17 protein-coding genes are annotated in these 18,675 nt (G+C 47.4%); 16 read left to right on the top strand and 1 reads right to left on the bottom strand.

The features are described from left to right. Positions 1 to 25 precede the first annotated feature (25 nt). From Ga0451573_RS02230 to Ga0451573_RS02160, 15 genes are all read left to right on the top strand, one after another. Positions 26 to 919, top strand: a complete 894-nt coding sequence (locus Ga0451573_RS02230; RefSeq protein ID WP_231682232.1) for a YIEGIA family protein — start codon at positions 26 to 28, stop codon at positions 917 to 919. Between the two features lie 10 nt (positions 920 to 929). Further along, positions 930 to 1,112 carry a capping complex subunit for YIEGIA gene (locus Ga0451573_RS02225; RefSeq protein ID WP_231682231.1) on the top strand — a complete coding sequence of 61 codons (183 nt, stop codon included), beginning with the start codon at positions 930 to 932 and terminating at the stop codon, positions 1,110 to 1,112. 23 nt (positions 1,113 to 1,135) lie between these two features. After that, complete coding sequence (locus Ga0451573_RS02220) at positions 1,136 to 1,624, top strand: DUF3189 family protein (protein WP_231682230.1); 489 nt, start codon at positions 1,136 to 1,138, stop codon at positions 1,622 to 1,624. Positions 1,625 to 1,635: 11 nt separating this feature from the next. Beyond that, positions 1,636 to 2,076 (top strand): DUF3189 family protein, encoded by a 441-nt coding sequence (locus tag Ga0451573_RS02215; RefSeq protein WP_231682229.1) that lies wholly within the window; start codon positions 1,636 to 1,638, stop codon positions 2,074 to 2,076. Between the two features lie 119 nt (positions 2,077 to 2,195). Then, positions 2,196 to 3,515 carry a DUF512 domain-containing protein gene (locus Ga0451573_RS02210; protein ID WP_231682228.1) on the top strand — a complete coding sequence of 440 codons (1,320 nt, stop codon included), beginning with the start codon at positions 2,196 to 2,198 and terminating at the stop codon, positions 3,513 to 3,515. A gap of 12 nt (positions 3,516 to 3,527) precedes the next feature. Next, on the top strand, positions 3,528 to 4,859 hold the full coding sequence (gene der / locus Ga0451573_RS02205) for a ribosome biogenesis GTPase Der (protein WP_231682227.1): 1,332 nt from the start codon (positions 3,528 to 3,530) through the stop codon (positions 4,857 to 4,859). 20 nt (positions 4,860 to 4,879) lie between these two features. Then, on the top strand, positions 4,880 to 5,470 hold the full coding sequence (plsY, locus tag Ga0451573_RS02200; protein WP_231682226.1) for a glycerol-3-phosphate 1-O-acyltransferase PlsY: 591 nt from the start codon (positions 4,880 to 4,882) through the stop codon (positions 5,468 to 5,470). Between the two features lie 34 nt (positions 5,471 to 5,504). Beyond that, entirely contained in the window at positions 5,505 to 6,539 is a 1,035-nt protein-coding gene (locus tag Ga0451573_RS02195; RefSeq protein ID WP_231682225.1) for an NAD(P)H-dependent glycerol-3-phosphate dehydrogenase, read from the top strand. Between the two features lie 145 nt (positions 6,540 to 6,684). Further along, positions 6,685 to 7,386, top strand: a complete 702-nt coding sequence (locus Ga0451573_RS02190; RefSeq protein ID WP_231682224.1) for a MerR family transcriptional regulator — start codon at positions 6,685 to 6,687, stop codon at positions 7,384 to 7,386. A gap of 21 nt (positions 7,387 to 7,407) precedes the next feature. Beyond that, positions 7,408 to 8,574, top strand: a complete 1,167-nt coding sequence (locus Ga0451573_RS02185; protein WP_231682223.1) for a GreA/GreB family elongation factor — start codon at positions 7,408 to 7,410, stop codon at positions 8,572 to 8,574. Positions 8,575 to 8,805: 231 nt separating this feature from the next. Then, entirely contained in the window at positions 8,806 to 9,690 is an 885-nt protein-coding gene (locus Ga0451573_RS02180; protein WP_492207349.1) for a glycoside hydrolase family 130 protein, read from the top strand. A 117-nt stretch (positions 9,691 to 9,807) separates the two neighbouring features. Then, complete coding sequence (locus Ga0451573_RS02175; RefSeq protein WP_231682222.1) at positions 9,808 to 11,052, top strand: glycosyltransferase family 4 protein; 1,245 nt, start codon at positions 9,808 to 9,810, stop codon at positions 11,050 to 11,052. Further along, the gene (locus Ga0451573_RS02170) at positions 11,027 to 12,070 is read left to right on the top strand and encodes a glycosyltransferase (RefSeq protein WP_331459369.1); all 1,044 of its coding nucleotides are present in this window, start codon (positions 11,027 to 11,029) and stop codon (positions 12,068 to 12,070) included. The genes Ga0451573_RS02175 and Ga0451573_RS02170 overlap by 26 nt, the downstream gene beginning before the upstream one ends. After that, positions 12,067 to 13,455 carry a mannose-1-phosphate guanylyltransferase/mannose-6-phosphate isomerase gene (locus Ga0451573_RS02165; protein ID WP_231682221.1) on the top strand — a complete coding sequence of 463 codons (1,389 nt, stop codon included), beginning with the start codon at positions 12,067 to 12,069 and terminating at the stop codon, positions 13,453 to 13,455. Before Ga0451573_RS02170 ends, Ga0451573_RS02165 begins: the two co-directional genes overlap by 4 nt. A 16-nt stretch (positions 13,456 to 13,471) precedes the next feature. Beyond that, entirely contained in the window at positions 13,472 to 14,875 is a 1,404-nt protein-coding gene (locus Ga0451573_RS02160; RefSeq protein WP_231682220.1) for a phosphoglucomutase/phosphomannomutase family protein, read from the top strand. 86 nt (positions 14,876 to 14,961) lie between these two features. On the opposite strand, the gene typA is transcribed toward Ga0451573_RS02160, so the two are convergent. After that, positions 14,962 to 16,806, bottom strand: coding sequence for a translational GTPase TypA (gene typA / locus Ga0451573_RS02155; RefSeq protein WP_231682219.1), 1,845 nt, complete (start codon positions 16,804 to 16,806; stop codon positions 14,962 to 14,964). Positions 16,807 to 17,090: 284 nt separating this feature from the next. Between typA and spoIVA the strand changes: the two genes are divergently transcribed. Beyond that, on the top strand, positions 17,091 to 18,569 hold the full coding sequence (gene spoIVA, locus Ga0451573_RS02150; protein ID WP_231682218.1) for a stage IV sporulation protein A: 1,479 nt from the start codon (positions 17,091 to 17,093) through the stop codon (positions 18,567 to 18,569). The last annotated feature ends 106 nt before the right edge of the window (positions 18,570 to 18,675 follow it).

Genomic DNA, 18,675 nt, shown 5'->3' with positions numbered 1-18,675 from the left:
GCTATGATACACGGGGGCAGTCCGGATGGATGAATATGGCATGACTATTGGCCTGGGGGTACTTATGGGACTTCTGGCCAGAGCATATATGTTAAGATCTGATTATCGTCAGTACCCGGGTTACCCCCATGGCTATGTAACTCATTTATCACTTGGCTTTATTGCCGCAGCTTTGGGGTCGGTAGCTTTACCAGCAATTGCAGAAAAGGAATTTGCCGCAGTCACGTTTCTGGCTCTGGCGGGCCAGCAGTTCCGGGAAGTACGGAACATGGAACGCGAGAGCCTGGCAGCACTGGAAGCAGCAGAGCTTGTACCAAGAGGACATGATTATATCGAAGGAATAGCCAGAGTATTTGAGGCCAGAAATTATCTTGTTATACTGACTGCACTTGCAGCAAGTTCAGCTAATTATATTACCGGCCGGCCCCTATTATCAATATTTGTGGGAATTATTTTGACCCTATTATCTGGTGTTCTGATGCGCGGCAAGGTTATTGGGAACATTGCCGGAGTGAAGGCAGGTAGACTTAGTTTTAAGGGAGCGCTCCTCCTGGTAGATGAAATTGATATTATGAATATCGGGCTGCCTGGAATGAGGGAAAAGGTATTAAATGACGGCCTTGGTGTGGTTATCCACCCCAAAGATGATAATGCCAGGGCAACTCTCCATAATATGGGCCAACGGCAGGCAATAGCTCATGTAGCCACAACCATACTGGGGACCAAGAAAGATGTTGACACACCCGAATTTACACCTATGGTCAGAAAAAACATCGATACCGGCGCTATTGCCCTGTTTTGTGTGCCTGCTGAAAAGGATATAGACAGCCTGGTGGCAGCAGTTGAACGGGTTCCAGTCCTGGAAAGTGCCTGGAGAGCGCCGCTAAAAACAAAGGCCGGCAGAATTGCCGCAGACTGAGGAGGCCTCTATGAGCGCTGAAGAACTTATGGCAGTTGTCACAATAAATAAGGATGCGGTGGGGGGGGATGTCCCCATCTTTTATGCCAAGACAGATGAAGAACAGGCTCAAATAGCAACAACCCTGGCCAAGGTACTTAGAGGCATGGTTCATGACATCGGCAATGGCGATTATGTAATAGTCAGGCATTAAACTAATCTGTCAGGAGGCCAGAGATGAAAATCATATATCACTGCTACGGAGGCGCCCATTCTTCGGTAACCGCAGCAGCAGTTCACCTGGGATGGCTGCCTACAGACCGCATTCCCGGGTCGGATGAGATAAAGGCAATACCTTATTTTGACAGGCCGGTAACCGGTGACCACGGAAGGCTGCAGTTTATGGGAAATGATGAATTCGGCAATGACATATACGTAATTGGGCGGCGGAATGCGGCCCGGGTTTTTGAAAACATGGCCATTGGAATGGCTCAGGTCTATGGTTTTTGTTCTGAGCAGCTTGTTTTAGTCAATGTTATGCCATATGTTAACTGGAAGATGGTTGTCGGAGGTTTTACCTCCCGGAAACTCGGCTTTACAGCTATCGGGAGACCGGTGGTTACAGCAGGTGTCAAAGCTGCTTACTGGAAAATTGTAAGTATTGTTAATCGCATTAAGGTTTGCACGGCCTCGGGAAACACAGTGGGACTGAAACGGGCAAATTAATGGGAGGAGCAATGAAGGTTTTTTTCATTTGCCGGTCAGGGCATCATACTTCAGTTATTGCGGCATCCCTGTATCTAGGGAGACTGACCGAAACAAAAATAAATATAAAAGATATCTTCAGCCTCCCGGGCTTTGATGAAACAGATTTCAGGGAAACCGGAAGGCCCTTTTTTGCTGGGGCAGATTGCTCCGGAACAGAGGTTTATACCATTGGGGCATTATCTTTTGGCAGTTTATTAAAAAAAGCAGCTAATGAAATGATAAAACTCTTCAACGGGACCACCACAGGCTGGCAGGTTATTGACACCTCTTCGTGTGTCAGCAGGTGGACAGTGTGGGGGCTAAGAGCCAAAAGGCTGCACCTGAGGTTCCTGGCAAAGGCTTTTTTCTGTCTGGGGGCCATAAAGGAGACCCGCCGGCTGGCAGGCTTGTTAAAGACAATTGACAATTGACAGTGAACATTTGGCCAATTGGTAACCGATAAAGCGCATTTGGCGCTTTTTCTTGACTTCAAGGTAAACTTAGAGGATAATTATTGGAGATAACATACAAGATTTGGGGCTGAAACACGGTGGGTAAACAAAAACCGGTTGTAGATGTAGTCAGGGCAGGCAGTATTGCTGATGAACTGGGAGTAGAACGGGGTGATAGGCTCCTGACAATTAACGGCAGCCGTCCCGGGGATCTGATTGACTACAGGTTCTTGTGTGCAGATGACTACATTCAAATAGAAGTAATGAAAAAGAATGGCGAAGTTTGGGCCTGTGACATAGAAAAGGATTTTGACGAAGACCTGGGCATTGGTTTTGTCCGGGATACCTTTGACGGAATCAGGAACTGTGCCAACAGGTGTATTTTTTGTTTTGTCGACCAGATGCCACCCGGGATGAGGGAAACCCTTTATGTGAAAGATGATGATTTCAGATTGTCATTTTTGCACGGCAACTTTATTACCCTAACCAACCTGACAGCTAAAGACATGGAGCGGATAGTCAGCATGAGGCTGAGTCCTCTCTATATTTCGGTACATACAACTAACCCTGAGTTAAGGAAACAAATGCTGGGAAGTCCCAAGGCTGTTAAGATAATGCAGCAGATGTCCACCCTGGCGGAGGCGGGTATAGAAATGCATGCCCAGATTGTACTCTGTCCCGGTATTAACGATGGCCCCGAGCTTGACAGGACTATTGGTGACCTGGGTTCATTATATCCCGGCATAAAATCAGTGGCTATCGTTCCGGTGGGTCTGACCCGGTTTCGCCGGGGTCTGGCGGATCTCAGGAAGTTTACCCGGAAAGAGGCGGGGTATCTGATTGAACACCTGCAGAGACTCCGGGAGGGGTTTTTGGGCAGATATGGCGACCCGCTTATTTATCCGGCAGATGAATTTTTTGTATTGGCCGGGCAGGGTTTTCCACCGGCTGAGTATTACCGGGATTTTCCCCAGCTAGAAAACGGTGTCGGTCTGGTACGGCTTTTTTATGACAGTTTTGAGGGCTGCCAGGGGTTACTTCCGGAGGAACTGGCGCAGAATAAGAGTATTGCCATAGTTACCGGGGCATCCGGAGGCTATGTGCTGGAACCGGTGGTCAACAGGCTTAACAGGGTTCGGAATCTTCATGTTAAGACCATATGTGCGGTTAATGCCTATTTTGGTGAAGATGTAACCGCTGCCGGGCTGTTGACAGGCCAGGATATAATTGATGCCCTTAAGAGGGAGGAAACCCGGTTTGATCTGATTCTCCTGCCCTCTGTTACCTGTAAAAAGGATGAACCCGTTTTCCTTGACGGCAAAACACCGGATGCACTGGAACAGGAACTGGGGATTAAGGTGCAGATAGTTGATACAGACCAGGGAGCAGAACACCTGATTAAGATGATAATTGACTGAGGAGGTCCTGTTGTGGCAAAACCAATCGTAGCAATAGTGGGCAGGCCTAATGTGGGCAAATCCACGATTTTTAACAGAATAGCCAGCTCGGGAGGCATGGTGGCAATTGTTGAAGACAAGCCGGGGGTGACCCGTGACAGGCTTTACCGGGATGCCGAATGGCTGAACACGGAATTTACTCTTGTAGATACCGGAGGTGTCGAATTCCGGGATGTTACTGACACCATTTCACAGGGAGTGCACCTTCAGGCCAAACTGGCTATAGATGAAGCTGATGTAATTTTATTTATTGTTGATGCCAGGGAAGGACTGGTGCCGGTTGATGAAGAAGTAGCCCGGGTACTGCGGAAAGCCAACAAGCCTGTTATTCTGGTATCTAATAAGGTTGAGGATTTTTCAGCAGGTTATGATATATATGATTTCTATAGGCTGGGCTTAGGTGAACCGGTAATGATATCGGCTGCCCATGGCAAGAATATCGGTGACCTGCTGGACCGGGTAATCGAGCTCCTGCCTGATTCGTCAGGGGATGAGGATATTGATGAGGATACGGTGAAAATTGCGGTAATTGGGCGGCCCAATGTGGGGAAATCTTCAATCGTGAATTCAATTCTGGGAGTAGAACGGGTGATTGTCAGCGATGTTGCCGGGACTACCAGAGATGCTATTGATACATACTTTGAGCAGGGCGACCAAAAGTATCTCCTGATTGATACTGCCGGAATGAGAAAAAGGGGTAAGATTAATGTACCTACGGAACGTTACAGTGTCATCAGGTCATTAAGGGCTGTTGACAGGTCTGATGTGGTTCTGATGGTCATTGATGCCGTTGAGGGTGTAATTGAGCAGGACAAGAAAATAGCAGGTTATGCTCATGACGGAGGAAGAGCCATAGTAATTGTTGTCAACAAATGGGACCTGGTGGAAAAGGACGATAAGACCGTCCTCAAGTATACCGAAGACATTAGGGAGCAGCTGGGTTTTATGCAGTATGCGCCGGTTATCTTCGTTTCAGCCCTGACCAGGAAACGGGTTCCGAGAATTCTGGAACTGGTGAACTATGTTGCTGAACAGCACGCGATGAGGATTTCCACAAGTAACCTCAATGAATTGATTCAGGAAGCTATTTTGCTTAATCCGCCTCCATCAGATAAAGGCAAGAGGCTGAAAATACTATATGGGACTCAGGCTTCGGTTAAACCACCCACATTTATTATTTTTGTCAATGACACTGAGCTGATGCACTTTTCTTATCTGAGATACCTGGAAAATCAGCTGCGGAGCAGTTTTGGTTTTGAAGGGACTCCTATCAGAATGGTTGTCCGCCAGCGTAAGGAAGATTAAAAGAGTCTGGAGGGGAGTCAATGAGCGGATATGTGGCGGTATTTGCCGGTTACCTGCTGGGGTCGATACCTTTTGGCTACCTGGTGAGCAAATACTGGAAAGGCATCAACATTCTTGAACACGGCAGCGGTAATATCGGGTTTACCAATGTCCTCCGCACCTTGGGCTGGCCCCCTGCAGCTGTTGTTCTGGCGGGCGACATCAGTAAAGGCTCCCTGGCCGCATGGCTGGGATTATATACCGGTGGCGAAGTTTTTGGTATTATTTGTGGATTGGCCGCCCTGATCGGTCACAGTTTTTCTGTTTTTCTTAAATTTCGGGGGGGTAAATTGGTAGCTTCCGGTTTTGGGGTACTGCTGATGCTTGTTCCTGAGGTTGCTCTCACGGCGCTGGCCACCTGGCTGGCCGTGGTATTTCTGACCAGATATGTATCCCTGGCTTCGATAACTGCCAGTGGGGCTATGTTCCTATCCGTGTTCCTGTTTCATGAATCTGCTGCAATGAAGATATTTGGCGCTGTTGCTGCAGTTTTTGTTATCCTGAGACACAGGAGCAATATAAAAAGGCTGCTTAAGGGAGAGGAGACTAAGATCAGCCGGAAAAACAGGTGAAAGTGTTTTTCGCGGCGTTAACGGGAGGTAAAAAATGGAGAGAGTAACCGTCATCGGGGCCGGAAGCTGGGGTACGGCTATAGCCGTACTTCTGGCAAGAAAAGACCTGCAGGTGAAAATGTGGTCAGTGGAAAACCCGGTCGTGGAGGAAATGAATAGTAAAAGGACAAACGAATCCTATCTTCCGGGAGTTATCATCCCGGACTCTGTATCTGTTTATCATTCTGTTGCAGAAGCCCTGAGGGAAGCCACCGTTATTATCATGAGTGTCCCTTCACAGGCCTTTCGTGAGGTAGTGCAAAATATTCTCCCGCTACTTACCGGGGAAGAACTGATTGTAAATACCGCCAAAGGAATTGAGGAGGCATCTCTAAAGCGGCTCTCTGAGGTGTTTTATGAAGAAGCAGGCAGGGATTTATATGACAAGTATGTTGCCCTGTCAGGCCCCAGCCATGCTGAAGAGGTGAGCCGGGAAATCCCCACCACCGTATCTGCTGCAGGAACTAACAGGAAAAGCTGTGAAAGGGCACAGGAACTGTTCATGTCACCGAGGTTCAGGGTATATACCAATCCGGACCTTGTGGGAATAGAAATCGGAGGGGCTTTGAAGAATGTAATCGCAATTTGTACAGGTATTTCAGACGGGCTGGGTTTTGGTGATAATACCAAAGCAGCGCTGATGACCCGGGGTCTTGCCGAAATATCCCGGCTGGGTGTTGCCATGGGTGCTAATCCCCTTACTTTTGCAGGTCTTGCCGGGGTGGGGGACCTCATTGTCACCTGTACCAGTATGCACAGCCGCAACCGGAGATTCGGCATAGAAGTGGGCAAAGGCCAAACAGTTGCAGAAGCCCTGAAGACTGTAAGGATGGTCGTTGAAGGTTACCGCACAACGGGAGCGGCTTACCGGCTGGGCAAAAATGCCGGGGTAAGCATGCCTATAACCGAACAGGCCTATAATATACTCTATGAGGGCGGGAACACGGCGGAATCTGTATCCAAGCTGATGATGCGAGGTAAAAAGCACGAAATGGAAGAGGTTGTTGAGACCGCTTACCCCGAATGGTAAAGGCCAGTTTCGCTGAGCTGTGAGGTGATACCTTGCAGCTTATTTTATTTTATAGTGCTTTCGGATTAATGATGAAAATATTTATATCACCTTGACTAAAGATTACAAATAATATATAATCATAAGCATATGGAGGGATTATTTGGTGGATACTAATAAAGAAATTGAGGAGATTAAAGGAAGACTTAAAATAATTGAGCAGAAACTTGAGATTTTATCTGAGAACAAAGAAATATATCTTACTCTGGATGTGGCCGCAAACGAATTGGGGAAATCCGAGTTAACTGTTAGAAGGTGGGTTCAGGAAGGCAAGGTTAATCCTGTGCTAACCTCAAAAGGACAAATGTTATTTACTCTCAAACAAATAACTGAGTTAAGTGAGGAACTTCAGGTCGGGAGTTCTTATGGACTGAAGATTTTATATGCGAATTGGACCCGGGAGGCGCCGGAGAGGATTGCGTTTCCCAAAAACAGATATAACATAGCAAAAAGTATGGCACCAGGCATGTTGTGTTTGGTTTACCTTACCCATCCAATTAAAAGGATTGTGACTGTAACTGAGATTACAGGGACAATTGAGACAGGTGCAAAACGATGGCCTGACCAAGAGCGGGAATATCCTCGCTGGCCATTTGTTGTTCCGCACAAAAAGATATTGGGTTTAAAAGAAGGGCTGACTCTTAAGGAAGCGGGAATAGATTTCAGACCACGGCCAGGCGATACTTATCTGAAATTAGATAAAGCAACATTTGACGGAATTGTCAGCACTTTAAAAGAACAGCCGGATTACGACTGGTGCAAATGGTTAGAACTGTATAGTGATTATTGTGAAATCAATACACGATAGATGGTAAAGGAGGAACACAAAATGCATTTAAAAGCAGAACAGAGAAGCAGTTGGCGAAACTCTGTCAGATTGAATAGTATTGTAACACTTAGATATCAATATACGGTTAATGACGAAAAAGAGACGGCCTATGAAACCTTTAAGATTGTAGGCAGTTTGGCAGACGATTGTGTTCACAATTGTGTTAGCTTTAGCAGCAAAACCGGCAAGGCTCTATGGGGTGGGGTTAAGGATCAGAATGTTTCAATTGAAGGATATGATACTGCCTCAATTGTTAAGATAGTAAACAATGCGATATCTTACGGGGTTGGCCAGGACAGCATTATAGAAATAGAGCTTTACAAAGACTTTGATTGCACAGACTTTGCCGGGACAAAAGTGGTGGGTTGTCATGATGATATCAGGAGTCAATTTAAAAATAAAGAAATCAACAGTGTCGTAAAATTATATCACCCCAGAAAGAGACCGGAGTTTGCTAAAATAAGAGGAACTGTTTCCTGCCAGGAAGCACAACTGATTAAAGGGGCAAATATGAATTCTTACCTGGATGCCGGCGATTATCGTGAAGCCTTAAAAGCTATCAGTGGTATTCGGGAGTTTATTGTGGATTCTGGAGATATCACAGAGAATACCATTGAGATAATTGAAAAAATGGTAATTTGTTACCTGAATACCAATTCCGTTACAGATGCTATAGATGTTCTGAACTATTTGCTTAATTTTAAATTTGACAAGGGTCTGATGAACAAGGTGAATGTCATGATTAATATTCTGACGAAAGTTAAGGCCGAACTTGAAGCTAGTACCATTGAGGAGAAGACACCCGCCACCAGAAGCAATGCTTATAGTTCATACGCTGGTTTGGGCAGAATTTCCAGTGACTTGGGTGTTTTTAGCGAAGCAATTAACTTTTATAAAAAAGCGATAAAGATCGGTCATGATCAGCAGTGTGGGGAAGAGGAGTTAATTGAGGCTTACAAGGGATTGGTAACAGTGTTTGTTAAAACCGAAAATATCGAAAAAGCCCAACAATATGCTGAGATTTGGAATGGTATAGCGGAAAAGGTTATGAATGCCGACCTGCAAAAAACATTAAAGTCTATATCTGATTTATTAAGTACATTTTCTAATAATCCACGGGCTAAGGACACAAAACGCAGAATACTTGCTTTATTGAATTGTGCTTAAAGAAATAAACGGCGCTGTAAATTTAGCGTATTAAATATACGCTGGGATTGCGGCGCCGTTTATTCCTTGGCCTACAGAAGTGTATTGTATATTTAGGAGGTTATTTAAATTAATCATAATAAATTTGAGACTAAACTGAAAAGCAATGGCAGTGGCTTTAAAGAACTCTTTCTGCGGAATCCGAACAATCCGATTTTGACGGCCAATGATTGGCCGTACCCGGCACATACCGTGTTCAATCCAGGGGTGACTATTTTTCATGGAAAGGTCCTGCTCCTTGCCCGGGTAGAGGATAGACGGGGATTTTCCCACCTTACCAAGGCCATCAGTGAAGATGGGGTTGGCAACTGGCAGATTGACGCCGTACCGACCCTGGAGCCTGATTTGGATAATCACCCTGAAGAACGATGGGGGATTGAAGACCCTCGGATTTCTTGGCTTGGAGAACTGGACAAGTGGGCTATTACCTATACTGCTTATTCTCGCGGCGGACCGCTCGTAGCTATGGCGTTAACGGACGATTTCGTAAATTTTAACCGGATTGGACCGGTTATGCCGCCGGAAGATAAAGATGCCGCGCTTTTTCCGCGCCGGATTAACGGGAAATGGGCGCTCATCCATCGTCCGATTGTTACTAACTACGTACCAGGCGCACACATCTGGCTGTCATACTCCGACGACCTGGTCCATTGGAGCAACGGCAGAGTCCTTATGTACGCCCGTCGAGGCGGCTGGTGGGATGGCGGCAAAATCGGCCTTTGCGCCCCTCCCTTAGAGACTGCTGAAGGCTGGCTTATGATATACCACGGGGTGCGCCATACAGCTGCCGGAGCGATTTACCGGCTTGGGTTGGCATTGCTTGATCTGGAAGATCCTCTTAAGGTCTTGCGGCGGAGTGATGAATGGGTGTTTGGCCCGGTGACGCCGTATGAACGGCAGGGAGATGTGGCCGATGTGGTTTTTCCGGGTGGCTGGGTGCTGGATGATACGACCGGACTGCTAAAAATGTACTACGGAGGAGCGGATACGTGCATTGCTTTGGCTACAGCTTCCATAGGCGATTTACTGGAATACCTGCGCAAGTGTCCGGAGCCAAAGAATGAGGTGAATTACTGAAAAGATCTGAATTTGCTGCGAGGAGACAATCGGAGCAAATTAAAATACTGACGGAAACAATGACGAAAATGATGATACTGAAATGATGATACTGAAATGATGAAATGGAGTGAGCCGATGAAGGTGAAAAAAATGAGCCAGATAAGGAATGTTACGTTTTTAAGCACATATCCTCCTCGGGTATGTGGGTTGGCTACATTTACGGAAGATCTGGTGAATGAAATCGACAAAGGGTCGTTATTCCGACCGACGGTTATTGCGGTTACCAATACTGAGGAATACGAGGACTTGCGGGTGGTGGCCAAACTTAGCCAGCACAACCGTGACAGCTACTACCAAACAGCCAGATGGGCAAACATGCATACCGACTTGCTGGTTATTGAGCATGAATATGGAATATTTGGCGGAGACTGTGGCGAATACATTATCGATTTAGCCAAGAATTTAACGGTACCTTTTATAATCACGACACATACTGTACTTATGAATCCATCCCAAAAACAAAAACTGGTTTTAGGGGAGCTTGGACGACTGGCCTCAATGGTGGTGACGATGGCTGAAAGTGCAGTCCCGCTATTAATAGAGACGTATGGTATTGAGCCAGGTAAAGTAATGGTTATTCCCCACGGGGTTCCAAGCATATCAGTTAAACCGCGGGAAGAACTAAAAGTCAGTCATGGCTTGGATAACAAGCAGGTCATCAGCAGTTTTGGCCTCTTAAGCCCTGCTAAAGGGCTGGAGTATGGAATTGAAGCTGTGGCTAAAGTTGTGCCGGAATACAAAAATCTGGTTTACCTCATCCTCGGCAAAACCCATCCCTGTGTTAAACAACTGGATGGCGAAAGTTACCGGGATAGCCTGATCGCCTTGGCGGAACGCCTGGGGGTGAGGGATAATATCCGGTTTATCGACAAGTACCTGACGAAAGATGAAGTAATAACATATCTCCATTTGTCTGACATGTATATGACGCCTTATCTGTCAAAAGAGCAGGCGGTCAGCGGGACATTGGCGTATGCTGTGGGATGCGGGCGGGTCGTCGTATCGACTCCATATCGTTATGCCCAGGAATTGCTGGGCGGTGGCCGGGGTATGCTTGGTGAATTCAGGGATGCCGGATCTTTGGCGTCGTGCATCAGAGGTGTACTCGACAATCCTTGGCAAAAAAAAGAAATGGAAAAAAAGATCTTGGCAGTCGGACAGCAGATGACGTGGGCCAAAGTAGCCGGTCGCTATACCAGGCTGTTCATAAACCTCATAGATGCACCCCAACAAAAGGGAGTATCCCTGCCGAAATCATTGAAGTATCCTATTGACGGGAAAGTGGGTAGAATAAGTGAATCAATTTGCAGAAACCTTTAATGATGCCCATATCTTCCGAATGACAGATGACACAGGCATGTTCCAACATGCGCGCTACAGCCTCCCGGACTTGCTGGAGGGTTATACCACCGACGACAACGCCCGGGCCCTGATAATGGCTGTGATGCTTTATGAGAGCCTCCAAAAACCTGAGTACCTTGCGCTGGTTTACCGCTATCTGTCTTTTGTCCTGTATGCTCAGAATGAAAGCGGCGGATTCCGAAATTTTATGACTTACAGTCGAATATTCAAGGAAAAAGAAGGCTCAGAGGATTGTTTTGGTCGCTGCTTGTGGGCCTTGGGATATACACTGAGCTCGTCAGCTATGCCTTGTGGAGTAAAAGAGGCCTGTAATGCTGCAGTTAAGCGAGCCCTGCCCAGGATTCCCACTCTGGAATGGTCGCATGGCCAGGCGTATGCTCTGATTGGCCTGAGTCTTATCGAAGGGGCTGAAGTTGATTGCCTCATGTCCGGCCTGGCCGATTCACTTGTTAACCGGTTTGCACACTTCGCCGGGGAGAAGGATTGGCGCTGGTTTGAGAACAGTCTTACTTACGGCAATGCAGTGCTGCCGTGGTCTTTGTTCGCGGCTTACAGCCGCCTTGGACAGGATAAATTGATTGATGTGGCGCGGGAAAGTCTGGAGTTTATTGACCAGGTTACTTTTTATGACGGATGTTTCCGTCCGGTGGGTTGTAAAGGATGGCTTGTGCGGCATGGTGAGTTGGCCAGGTATGACGAGCAGCCTATTGAGGCATGTGCGGCTGCTTTGGCTCACCTGGCAGCACATCAGGCCACTGGAAACAGCGCGATGCTGGAGCTGGCGCAGCGGAGTTTTGCCTGGTATTTGGGCGAGAATTCTTGTCGTGAATCCCTGATTGACGCTGAGACCGGGGGATGTTGTGATGGCATCACTCCCGACGGCCTTAACCGCAACCAAGGGGCTGAAAGCATAGTCGGCTACTGCATTTCCGGCCTGGCTTTGGCGCAATATGAAAGGAAAGTGATTCTTTTATGAAAATTATCATTCTGGCAGGCGGGGGAGGAAGCCGCCTGTTCCCTCTTTCGCGCACCAGGTTTCCTAAGCAGTTTCTGAAATTGAATGGCGAAAGATCGTTGCTGGCCCAGACAATAGGGCGGTTTGCGGAACTGGTTAAGCCATCAGATATAGTTATTGTGACCAATCAGGAATATGTTCATTATGTAAAAACTGAACTGATCGCATCTCAGGCCCAAGAGGCGCATGTTTTGCTGGAGCCTGTGGCGCGGAATACCGCACCGGCCATTGCCTTAGCGGCCAGGTATTGTGTGGATCGACTGGGCTGCGGGTTGGATGAGGTGGTGGTTGTGACTCCCGCCGACCATATTATTCGATCAGCGGAAACATTTACTGCCAATCTGCGCCAGGCATTAAACATGGCTAAGATGAACAAACTTGTGACGCTTGGTGTAAAGCCGGATAGTCCGGAAACCGGCTATGGCTATATTCAGGTCGGCCAGCCATTGGGCGGCGGTTTTGCCGTCGAGTCGTTCCATGAGAAGCCGAACCAGGCAACGGCCGAGGCTTATCTCACCGCTGGGAGTTACTATTGGAATTCCGGGATGTTTGTGTTTACAATTGGCTGTTTTATGGATGAGTTACGGGAACATCAGCCGGATATTTACGCGCTCTCTGACACGGGCCTGGACACTATGACGGAGAATTTTGCTGAAATGCCTAACATCTCCATTGACTATGCCATAGTTGAGAAATCGAAACAGGTGGTGATGTCGCCGCTTACGACAGAATGGAGTGACATCGGCTCGTGGGATGCCATCTTTAACGTGTTGGACAAGGATGAGAATGGCAATGCTATTCAGGGTGACTGTATTCCCATTGACTGTTCAGATACTTTGATTTTGGGACACAGCCGTCTTATCGCCGGTATTGGACTGGAAGACCTCTTGGTAGTTGAGACCGACGATGTTATCTTAGTCGCCAAAAAGGGCGAGTCGCAGAAGGTAAAAGACTTAGTGAGTGAACTCACGGCACAGGGCCGGGTGGAAGCGGATGAACATACAACCATATATCGCCCTTGGGGGCACTATACGGTGCTAGGTTCCGGGCAGGGCTATAAAATGAAGAAGATCGTTGTTAATCCGGGGCAGGTACTTAGCCTGCAGATGCATTATCACAGGAGTGAGCATTGGATCGTTATCAGTGGTACAGCAAAGGTGACTATCGGTGAAACCCAACAGATGGTCCATGAGAACGAAAGCGTGTTTGTGCCGCAAACGACCAAACACCGTCTGGAAAATCCGGGCAGGCTTCGGCTTGAGATTATTGAGGTGCAAAACGGCAGTTATCTGGGTGAGGACGATATCGTACGATTTGAAGATATGTATGGCCGGGTAAGCACATAGAAGAGGGGGGATTGCAGTGATAGAATTTGGTACTGACGGTTGGCGCGGAATTATCAGTGAAGATTTCACCTTTAATAATGTCCGACTGGTCTCTGAAGGCATTGCAAACTATGTTAACAGTAACCGCGAAGCAGGAAAAGGCATTGTGGTTGGTTATGATGCCCGGTTTTTGTCGGCGAAGTATGCGGCTGACTGTGCGGCAGTGCTGGCCGGTAAAGGAATTAAGGTTTGGCTGGCCGATAGTATTCTGACAACCCCGGCGCTTAGCTGGCACGTAAGAGATTACGCCGCTGCCGGTGGTGTCATGATTACGGCAAGCCACAATCCGGGCGAATATAATGGGCTCAAGTTTAAAGCCGCTTATGGCGGGTCTGCTTCGCCGGAAATCATGGTCGAAATCGAGAAATTTGTCAGGCCGCTGGAAGAGAGCGGACGTACGTTTCCCAAGCCGGCCATGTCGCCGGAGGTAGAGTATTTTTCGCCGCGCGCTGCATATCTTGAGCACGTCAAGGCGATGCTGGATAAAAAGACTCTGACTGGTTTAAAGGGAAAAGTTATATTTGATGTCATGCACGGCGCGGCGATGGGATACCCGAGTGAACTGGCAAAGGAATACGGACTGGATATGCTTGAACTGCACAGTGAGTATAATCCTTCTTTTGGCGGCACAAACCCGGAGCCCATCGAGAAAAACCTTGCTGCACTAAGGCAGGCCATGGGGGAACATCAGGCATACATCGGCCTGGCCACAGATGGTGACGGTGACCGCATAGGCGCTATGGACGCCGACGGTCGTTTTATCAACCCTCACCAGATTATGGCCCTCCTGATAAAATATTTTGTTGAAAAGCGTGGCTGGACCGGTGGGATTGCGCTGACGGTAACAGTATCGGAACTGGTGAAGCAAGTCGCCGGGAAGTATGGCCTGAAGCTTTATGAAACGCCGGTTGGGTTTAAGTATATCACTACACTGATGCTAAATGAGGATATTTTGCTTGGTGGTGAGGAGTCAGGCGGCATTGGTCTGAAGGGCTATATCCCTGAACGGGATGGCATTATGCTGGGATATTTTTTAATTGAGATGGTGGCCGCTTATGGCAAAACGCTGGGCCAGTTAATTGATGAGATGATGGGGGAACTAGGCCGGTTCTGTTATGAACGGGAAGATATCCACCTGGAAATGGAAAAAAAGGATCATCTCATGAAGACACTTGCCGGGAACCCGCCGAGGATGTTGGATGGGCTGGAGTTTTTGTCAAACAATTTATCGGATGGATGCAAACTATATTTGTCGGATGGCTGGGTAATGTTCCGGGCTTCCGGTACGGAGCCTATCGTGCGCATTTATGCTGAGGCTAATGACCCCGGCCGTCTGAAGGAAATTATAAATAAAGCCATACGCTATGCAAACAACGCGTAAGGCCTCATTCCCGATAAAACGGATAATTTACATATCTATGGTTAAGCCGGCGATGCCCAAAATTGGCATCGCCGGCTTATTTTTTTCTACTGGGCCTTCATTACACTTAACTGCTTATTGTACTTGGCCCGTTCATCCTTATTCAGGACCTTTTTCCTCATCCGCACATTTGTTGGCGTTATCTCTACAAGTTCATCATCATTAATAAATTCAATGGATTCTTCAAGGGACAGCAGCCTTGGTTCCTTCAGTTTCAGTGTCTCGTCGGAACCGCTGGCCCTCATGTTGGTCAGGTGTTTGCGCTTGCAGACATTAATCTCAAGGTCTTTGTCACGGTTGTTCATGCCTACAATCATACCTTCATATACCTTTGTTCCGGGCTTTATAAAAAGTATGCCCCGGTCTTCAACCTGCAGCATCCCATAGGTTACTGCCTCTCCGGTTTCCCATGCTATCAGGGCTCCGTTGTATCTGGCCTTGATCTCCCCTTTGTATGGCTCGTAGCCGTTAAAGTTATGGCTCATAATCCCCCGGCCTCTGGTTTCGGTGAGAAACTCGGATCTGAACCCGATTAGTCCCCTGGCGGGAATGTTAAACTCGATTCTTGTCTCACTGGTGCTTATCGGGGTCATATTAATCATTTCACCTTTGCGTTTGCCCAGATTTTCAATAACCGTTCCCATGGCATTCTCAGGGACATCTATCATCAGGTATTCCATTGGTTCCATCAGTGTACCGTCTATGGTTTTATAGATAACCTCCGGTTTGGAAACCTGCATTTCGTAACCCTCACGCCTCATGTTTTCAATCAGGATGGACAGGTGAAGCTCACCACGTCCCGAAACCTTCAGGGCATCGGCGCTGTCAGTATCCTCCACCCTCAGGCTGACATTGGCGTCCAGTTCCCGGTAGAGTCGTTCCCTTAATTTGCGGGAGGTGACGAACTCGCCTTCTCTTCCGGCAAAGGGACTGTTGTTGACCATGAAATGCATGGAAAGGGTGGGTTCATCGACAGTGATTACCGGAAGCTGCTGGGGATTGTTGATATCTGCCAGCGTCTCCCCGATGTTGACATCCTCAAAGCCGACCACAGCAATGATGTCACCTGCTTCAGCAGTGTTGATCTCAGTTTTTTTCAGCCCTGAGTAAGTGAAAAGCCTCGCAATTTTGCCCCGTGCTACAGTTCCGTCATGTCTGATTACCGCAATTGTGTCTGACTGGGAAACGGTGCCCCGGTTTATTCTGCCGACAGCATACTTGCCAAGGTAATTATCATATTCCAGGTTTGCCACCAGCATTTGAAAGGTCCCCGCTGCATCACAGGAAGGAGCATCCACGCTGGAAATAATTGTTTCGAACAGTGGTTTCATATTAGTACTGCTGTCTTCAAGTTCTTCTTTGGCCCAGCCGTCTCTTGCAGAGGCGTAAATAACGGGAAAGTCCAGCTGTTCATCGGTGGCCCCAAGTTCGAGAAAAAGCTCAAAAACCTCGTCAATAACCTCATCAGGCCTGGCATCAGGCCTGTCTGCCTTATTAACCACAACGACGGGTTTCAGACTTGCTTCCAGGGCCTTGCGCAGCACAAACTTGGTTTGCGGCATGGGGCCTTCAAAGGCATCTACCAGCAGCAGTACGCCATCCACCATGCTGAGGGCGCGTTCAACCTCTCCTCCGAAATCGGCATGTCCCGGTGTATCAACAATGTTTATCTTAATTTCATTGTACATGACCGCTGTGTTTTTGGCCAAAATTGTGATACCGCGTTCCCGTTCCAGGTCATTGGAATCCATGATTCGCTCCGCAACTGTCTCATTATCCCTGAATATTCCGCTCTGTCTGAGCATACAGTCAACCAAGGTTGTTTTTCCGTGGTCTACGTGGGCGATAATGGCAATGTTCCTTATATTTATAACTTCTGTTTCATGACTCATTAAAAAATCACACTCCTTATTAAACGCAACATTCTTAGTATAGCAATATAGACGATATCTATCAAGTTATTTAATTTTAAATTCTTTTTTTTTACCGTCATAAAGGGGGGTTAGTCTCATATATATATATTGTTAATGTATGCCAATGGTAAAAAATTCAGGGACCTGCTATTACCAAATTAGAATTTTATTTGATATCTTATTAAAGTGTCTGCAGAGGAGGGATGGCCAGGGGAAAAACCTTAACACTTCAAATAGAATTTGCAAGAAAGGAGTGTGTGTAGTTGGAAAAACTGGACATCTTTCGGGACATAGCTGAGAGAACCGGGGGAGACATCTATTTGGGTGTCGTCGGCCCGGTGAGGACTGGTAAGTCAACTTTTATTAAGCGTTTTATGGACCTGTTGGTTATCAATAATATTAAGAATGTGCATGACAGGGAGAGGGCCAGGGATGAACTGCCGCAAAGCGGCGCCGGACGGACGATAATGACGACCGAACCCAAGTTTATACCCCAGGAAGCTGTGGAGATTCCTGTGAGCGCCAGCTTGAAGGTGAAAATGCGGGTTGTCGACTGTGTTGGTTATTCCGTGGAAGGAGCCTTGGGCTATGAGGAAAATGATGGCCCGAGAATGGTTCGAACCCCCTGGTTTGATGAGGAGATACCCTTTCAGGAGGCAGCGGAAATGGGAACCCGGAAGGTTATTGCCGACCATTCAACAATCGGGTTGGTAGTTACCACCGATGGGAGTATCACCGAGATTCCCAGAGCTAATTACATTCCTGCCGAAGAAAGGGTAGTGGAAGAACTTAAGGAACTTGACAAACCCTTCATTGTCGTCTTGAATTCTATCAAGCCCAAAGCTCCCGAAACCCAGGAACTTGCGGAGTCGCTGCGGGAAAAGTACAATGTTCCTGTCCTGAGTATGGATGTGGCCGAAATGATGCCGGAGGATATCCTGGAAATTCTTGAAGAAATCCTTTACGAATTCCCGGTAAATGAAGTTAATATTACCCTCCCCAAGTGGATCGAGGAGTTGGAAGAGAAGCACTGGCTTCGTGAAAAGTTTGAGGACGCTGTACGTAATACCGTAAGGGAAGTCCGCCGGTTGAGGGATATTGATAATGCGGTTGACCAGCTGGGGACTTTTGATTTTGTTGGGATGGTAAACCTTAGTGAAATGAATATGGGCACAGGTATTGCCACTATCGACATGGATGCTGAGGAGGGCATGTTTTACCAGATTCTCCAGGAGGTCTCCGGTTTTGAAATTGAAGGTGAACATACCCTGCTGCGCCTGATGAGAGACCTCAGCTTTGCGAAGAAGGAGTTTGACAAGGTCGCTTCAGCCCTTAATGAAGTAAAGGAAAGTGGATATGGTGTGGTAACCCCGCGTCTCGATGAAATGAACCTGGAAGAACCGGAACTGATTCGTCAGGGCAGCAGGTTTGGTGTCAGGCTTAAGGCAAGCGCCCCGTCCCTTCATATTATCAGGGCTGACATTACCACTGAACTGACTCCTATAATAGGTACCGAAAAACAGTGTGAGGAATTGGTTCGGTACATGCTCAATGAATTTGAGGAAAACCCGCAAAAAATCTGGGAGTCAAACATTTTCGGCAAATCACTCCATGACCTGGTCAGGGAAGGCATCCAAAACAAACTGCACCGGATGCCGGAAAATGCCCAGGCCAAACTCCAGGAAACCCTGCAGAGGATTGTCAATGACGGCAGTGGAGGCCTAATCTGTATAATAATTTAATCTGATGCCGATTGCAGGCTAAAGCATATATAACCCGTTTTAAACGTGTTTTGACATATTGTGATGTCAATGCCGGTTAGGACGGGTTTATTAATTAACTGAATTC

It is taken from the genome of Phosphitispora fastidiosa, assembly GCF_019008365.1.
GTDB classification, from domain to species: domain Bacteria; phylum Bacillota; class Thermincolia; order Thermincolales; family UBA2595; genus Phosphitispora; species Phosphitispora fastidiosa.
Note: the sequence above shows the minus strand (reverse complement) of the source record. Positions and strands in the feature narration are given on the sequence as shown.

What these genes read in the sequence shown, in the direction of transcription:
- plsY (WP_231682226.1), top strand. Translation starts at nt 4,880, where the DNA reads ATGAGCGGATATGTGGCGGTATTTGCCGGTTACCTGCTGGGGTCGATA.
- Ga0451573_RS02195 (WP_231682225.1), top strand. Translation starts at nt 5,505, where the DNA reads ATGGAGAGAGTAACCGTCATCGGGGCCGGAAGCTGGGGTACGGCTATA.
- typA (WP_231682219.1), bottom strand. Translation starts at nt 16,806, where the DNA reads ATGAGTCATGAAACAGAAGTTATAAATATAAGGAACATTGCCATTATC.
- Ga0451573_RS02185 (WP_231682223.1), top strand. Translation starts at nt 7,408, where the DNA reads ATGCATTTAAAAGCAGAACAGAGAAGCAGTTGGCGAAACTCTGTCAGA.
- Ga0451573_RS02165 (WP_231682221.1), top strand. Translation starts at nt 12,067, where the DNA reads ATGAAAATTATCATTCTGGCAGGCGGGGGAGGAAGCCGCCTGTTCCCT.
- Ga0451573_RS02225 (WP_231682231.1), top strand. Translation starts at nt 930, where the DNA reads ATGAGCGCTGAAGAACTTATGGCAGTTGTCACAATAAATAAGGATGCG.
- Ga0451573_RS02230 (WP_231682232.1), top strand. Translation starts at nt 26, where the DNA reads ATGGATGAATATGGCATGACTATTGGCCTGGGGGTACTTATGGGACTT.
- Ga0451573_RS02215 (WP_231682229.1), top strand. Translation starts at nt 1,636, where the DNA reads ATGAAGGTTTTTTTCATTTGCCGGTCAGGGCATCATACTTCAGTTATT.
- Ga0451573_RS02220 (WP_231682230.1), top strand. Translation starts at nt 1,136, where the DNA reads ATGAAAATCATATATCACTGCTACGGAGGCGCCCATTCTTCGGTAACC.
- Ga0451573_RS02175 (WP_231682222.1), top strand. Translation starts at nt 9,808, where the DNA reads ATGAAGGTGAAAAAAATGAGCCAGATAAGGAATGTTACGTTTTTAAGC.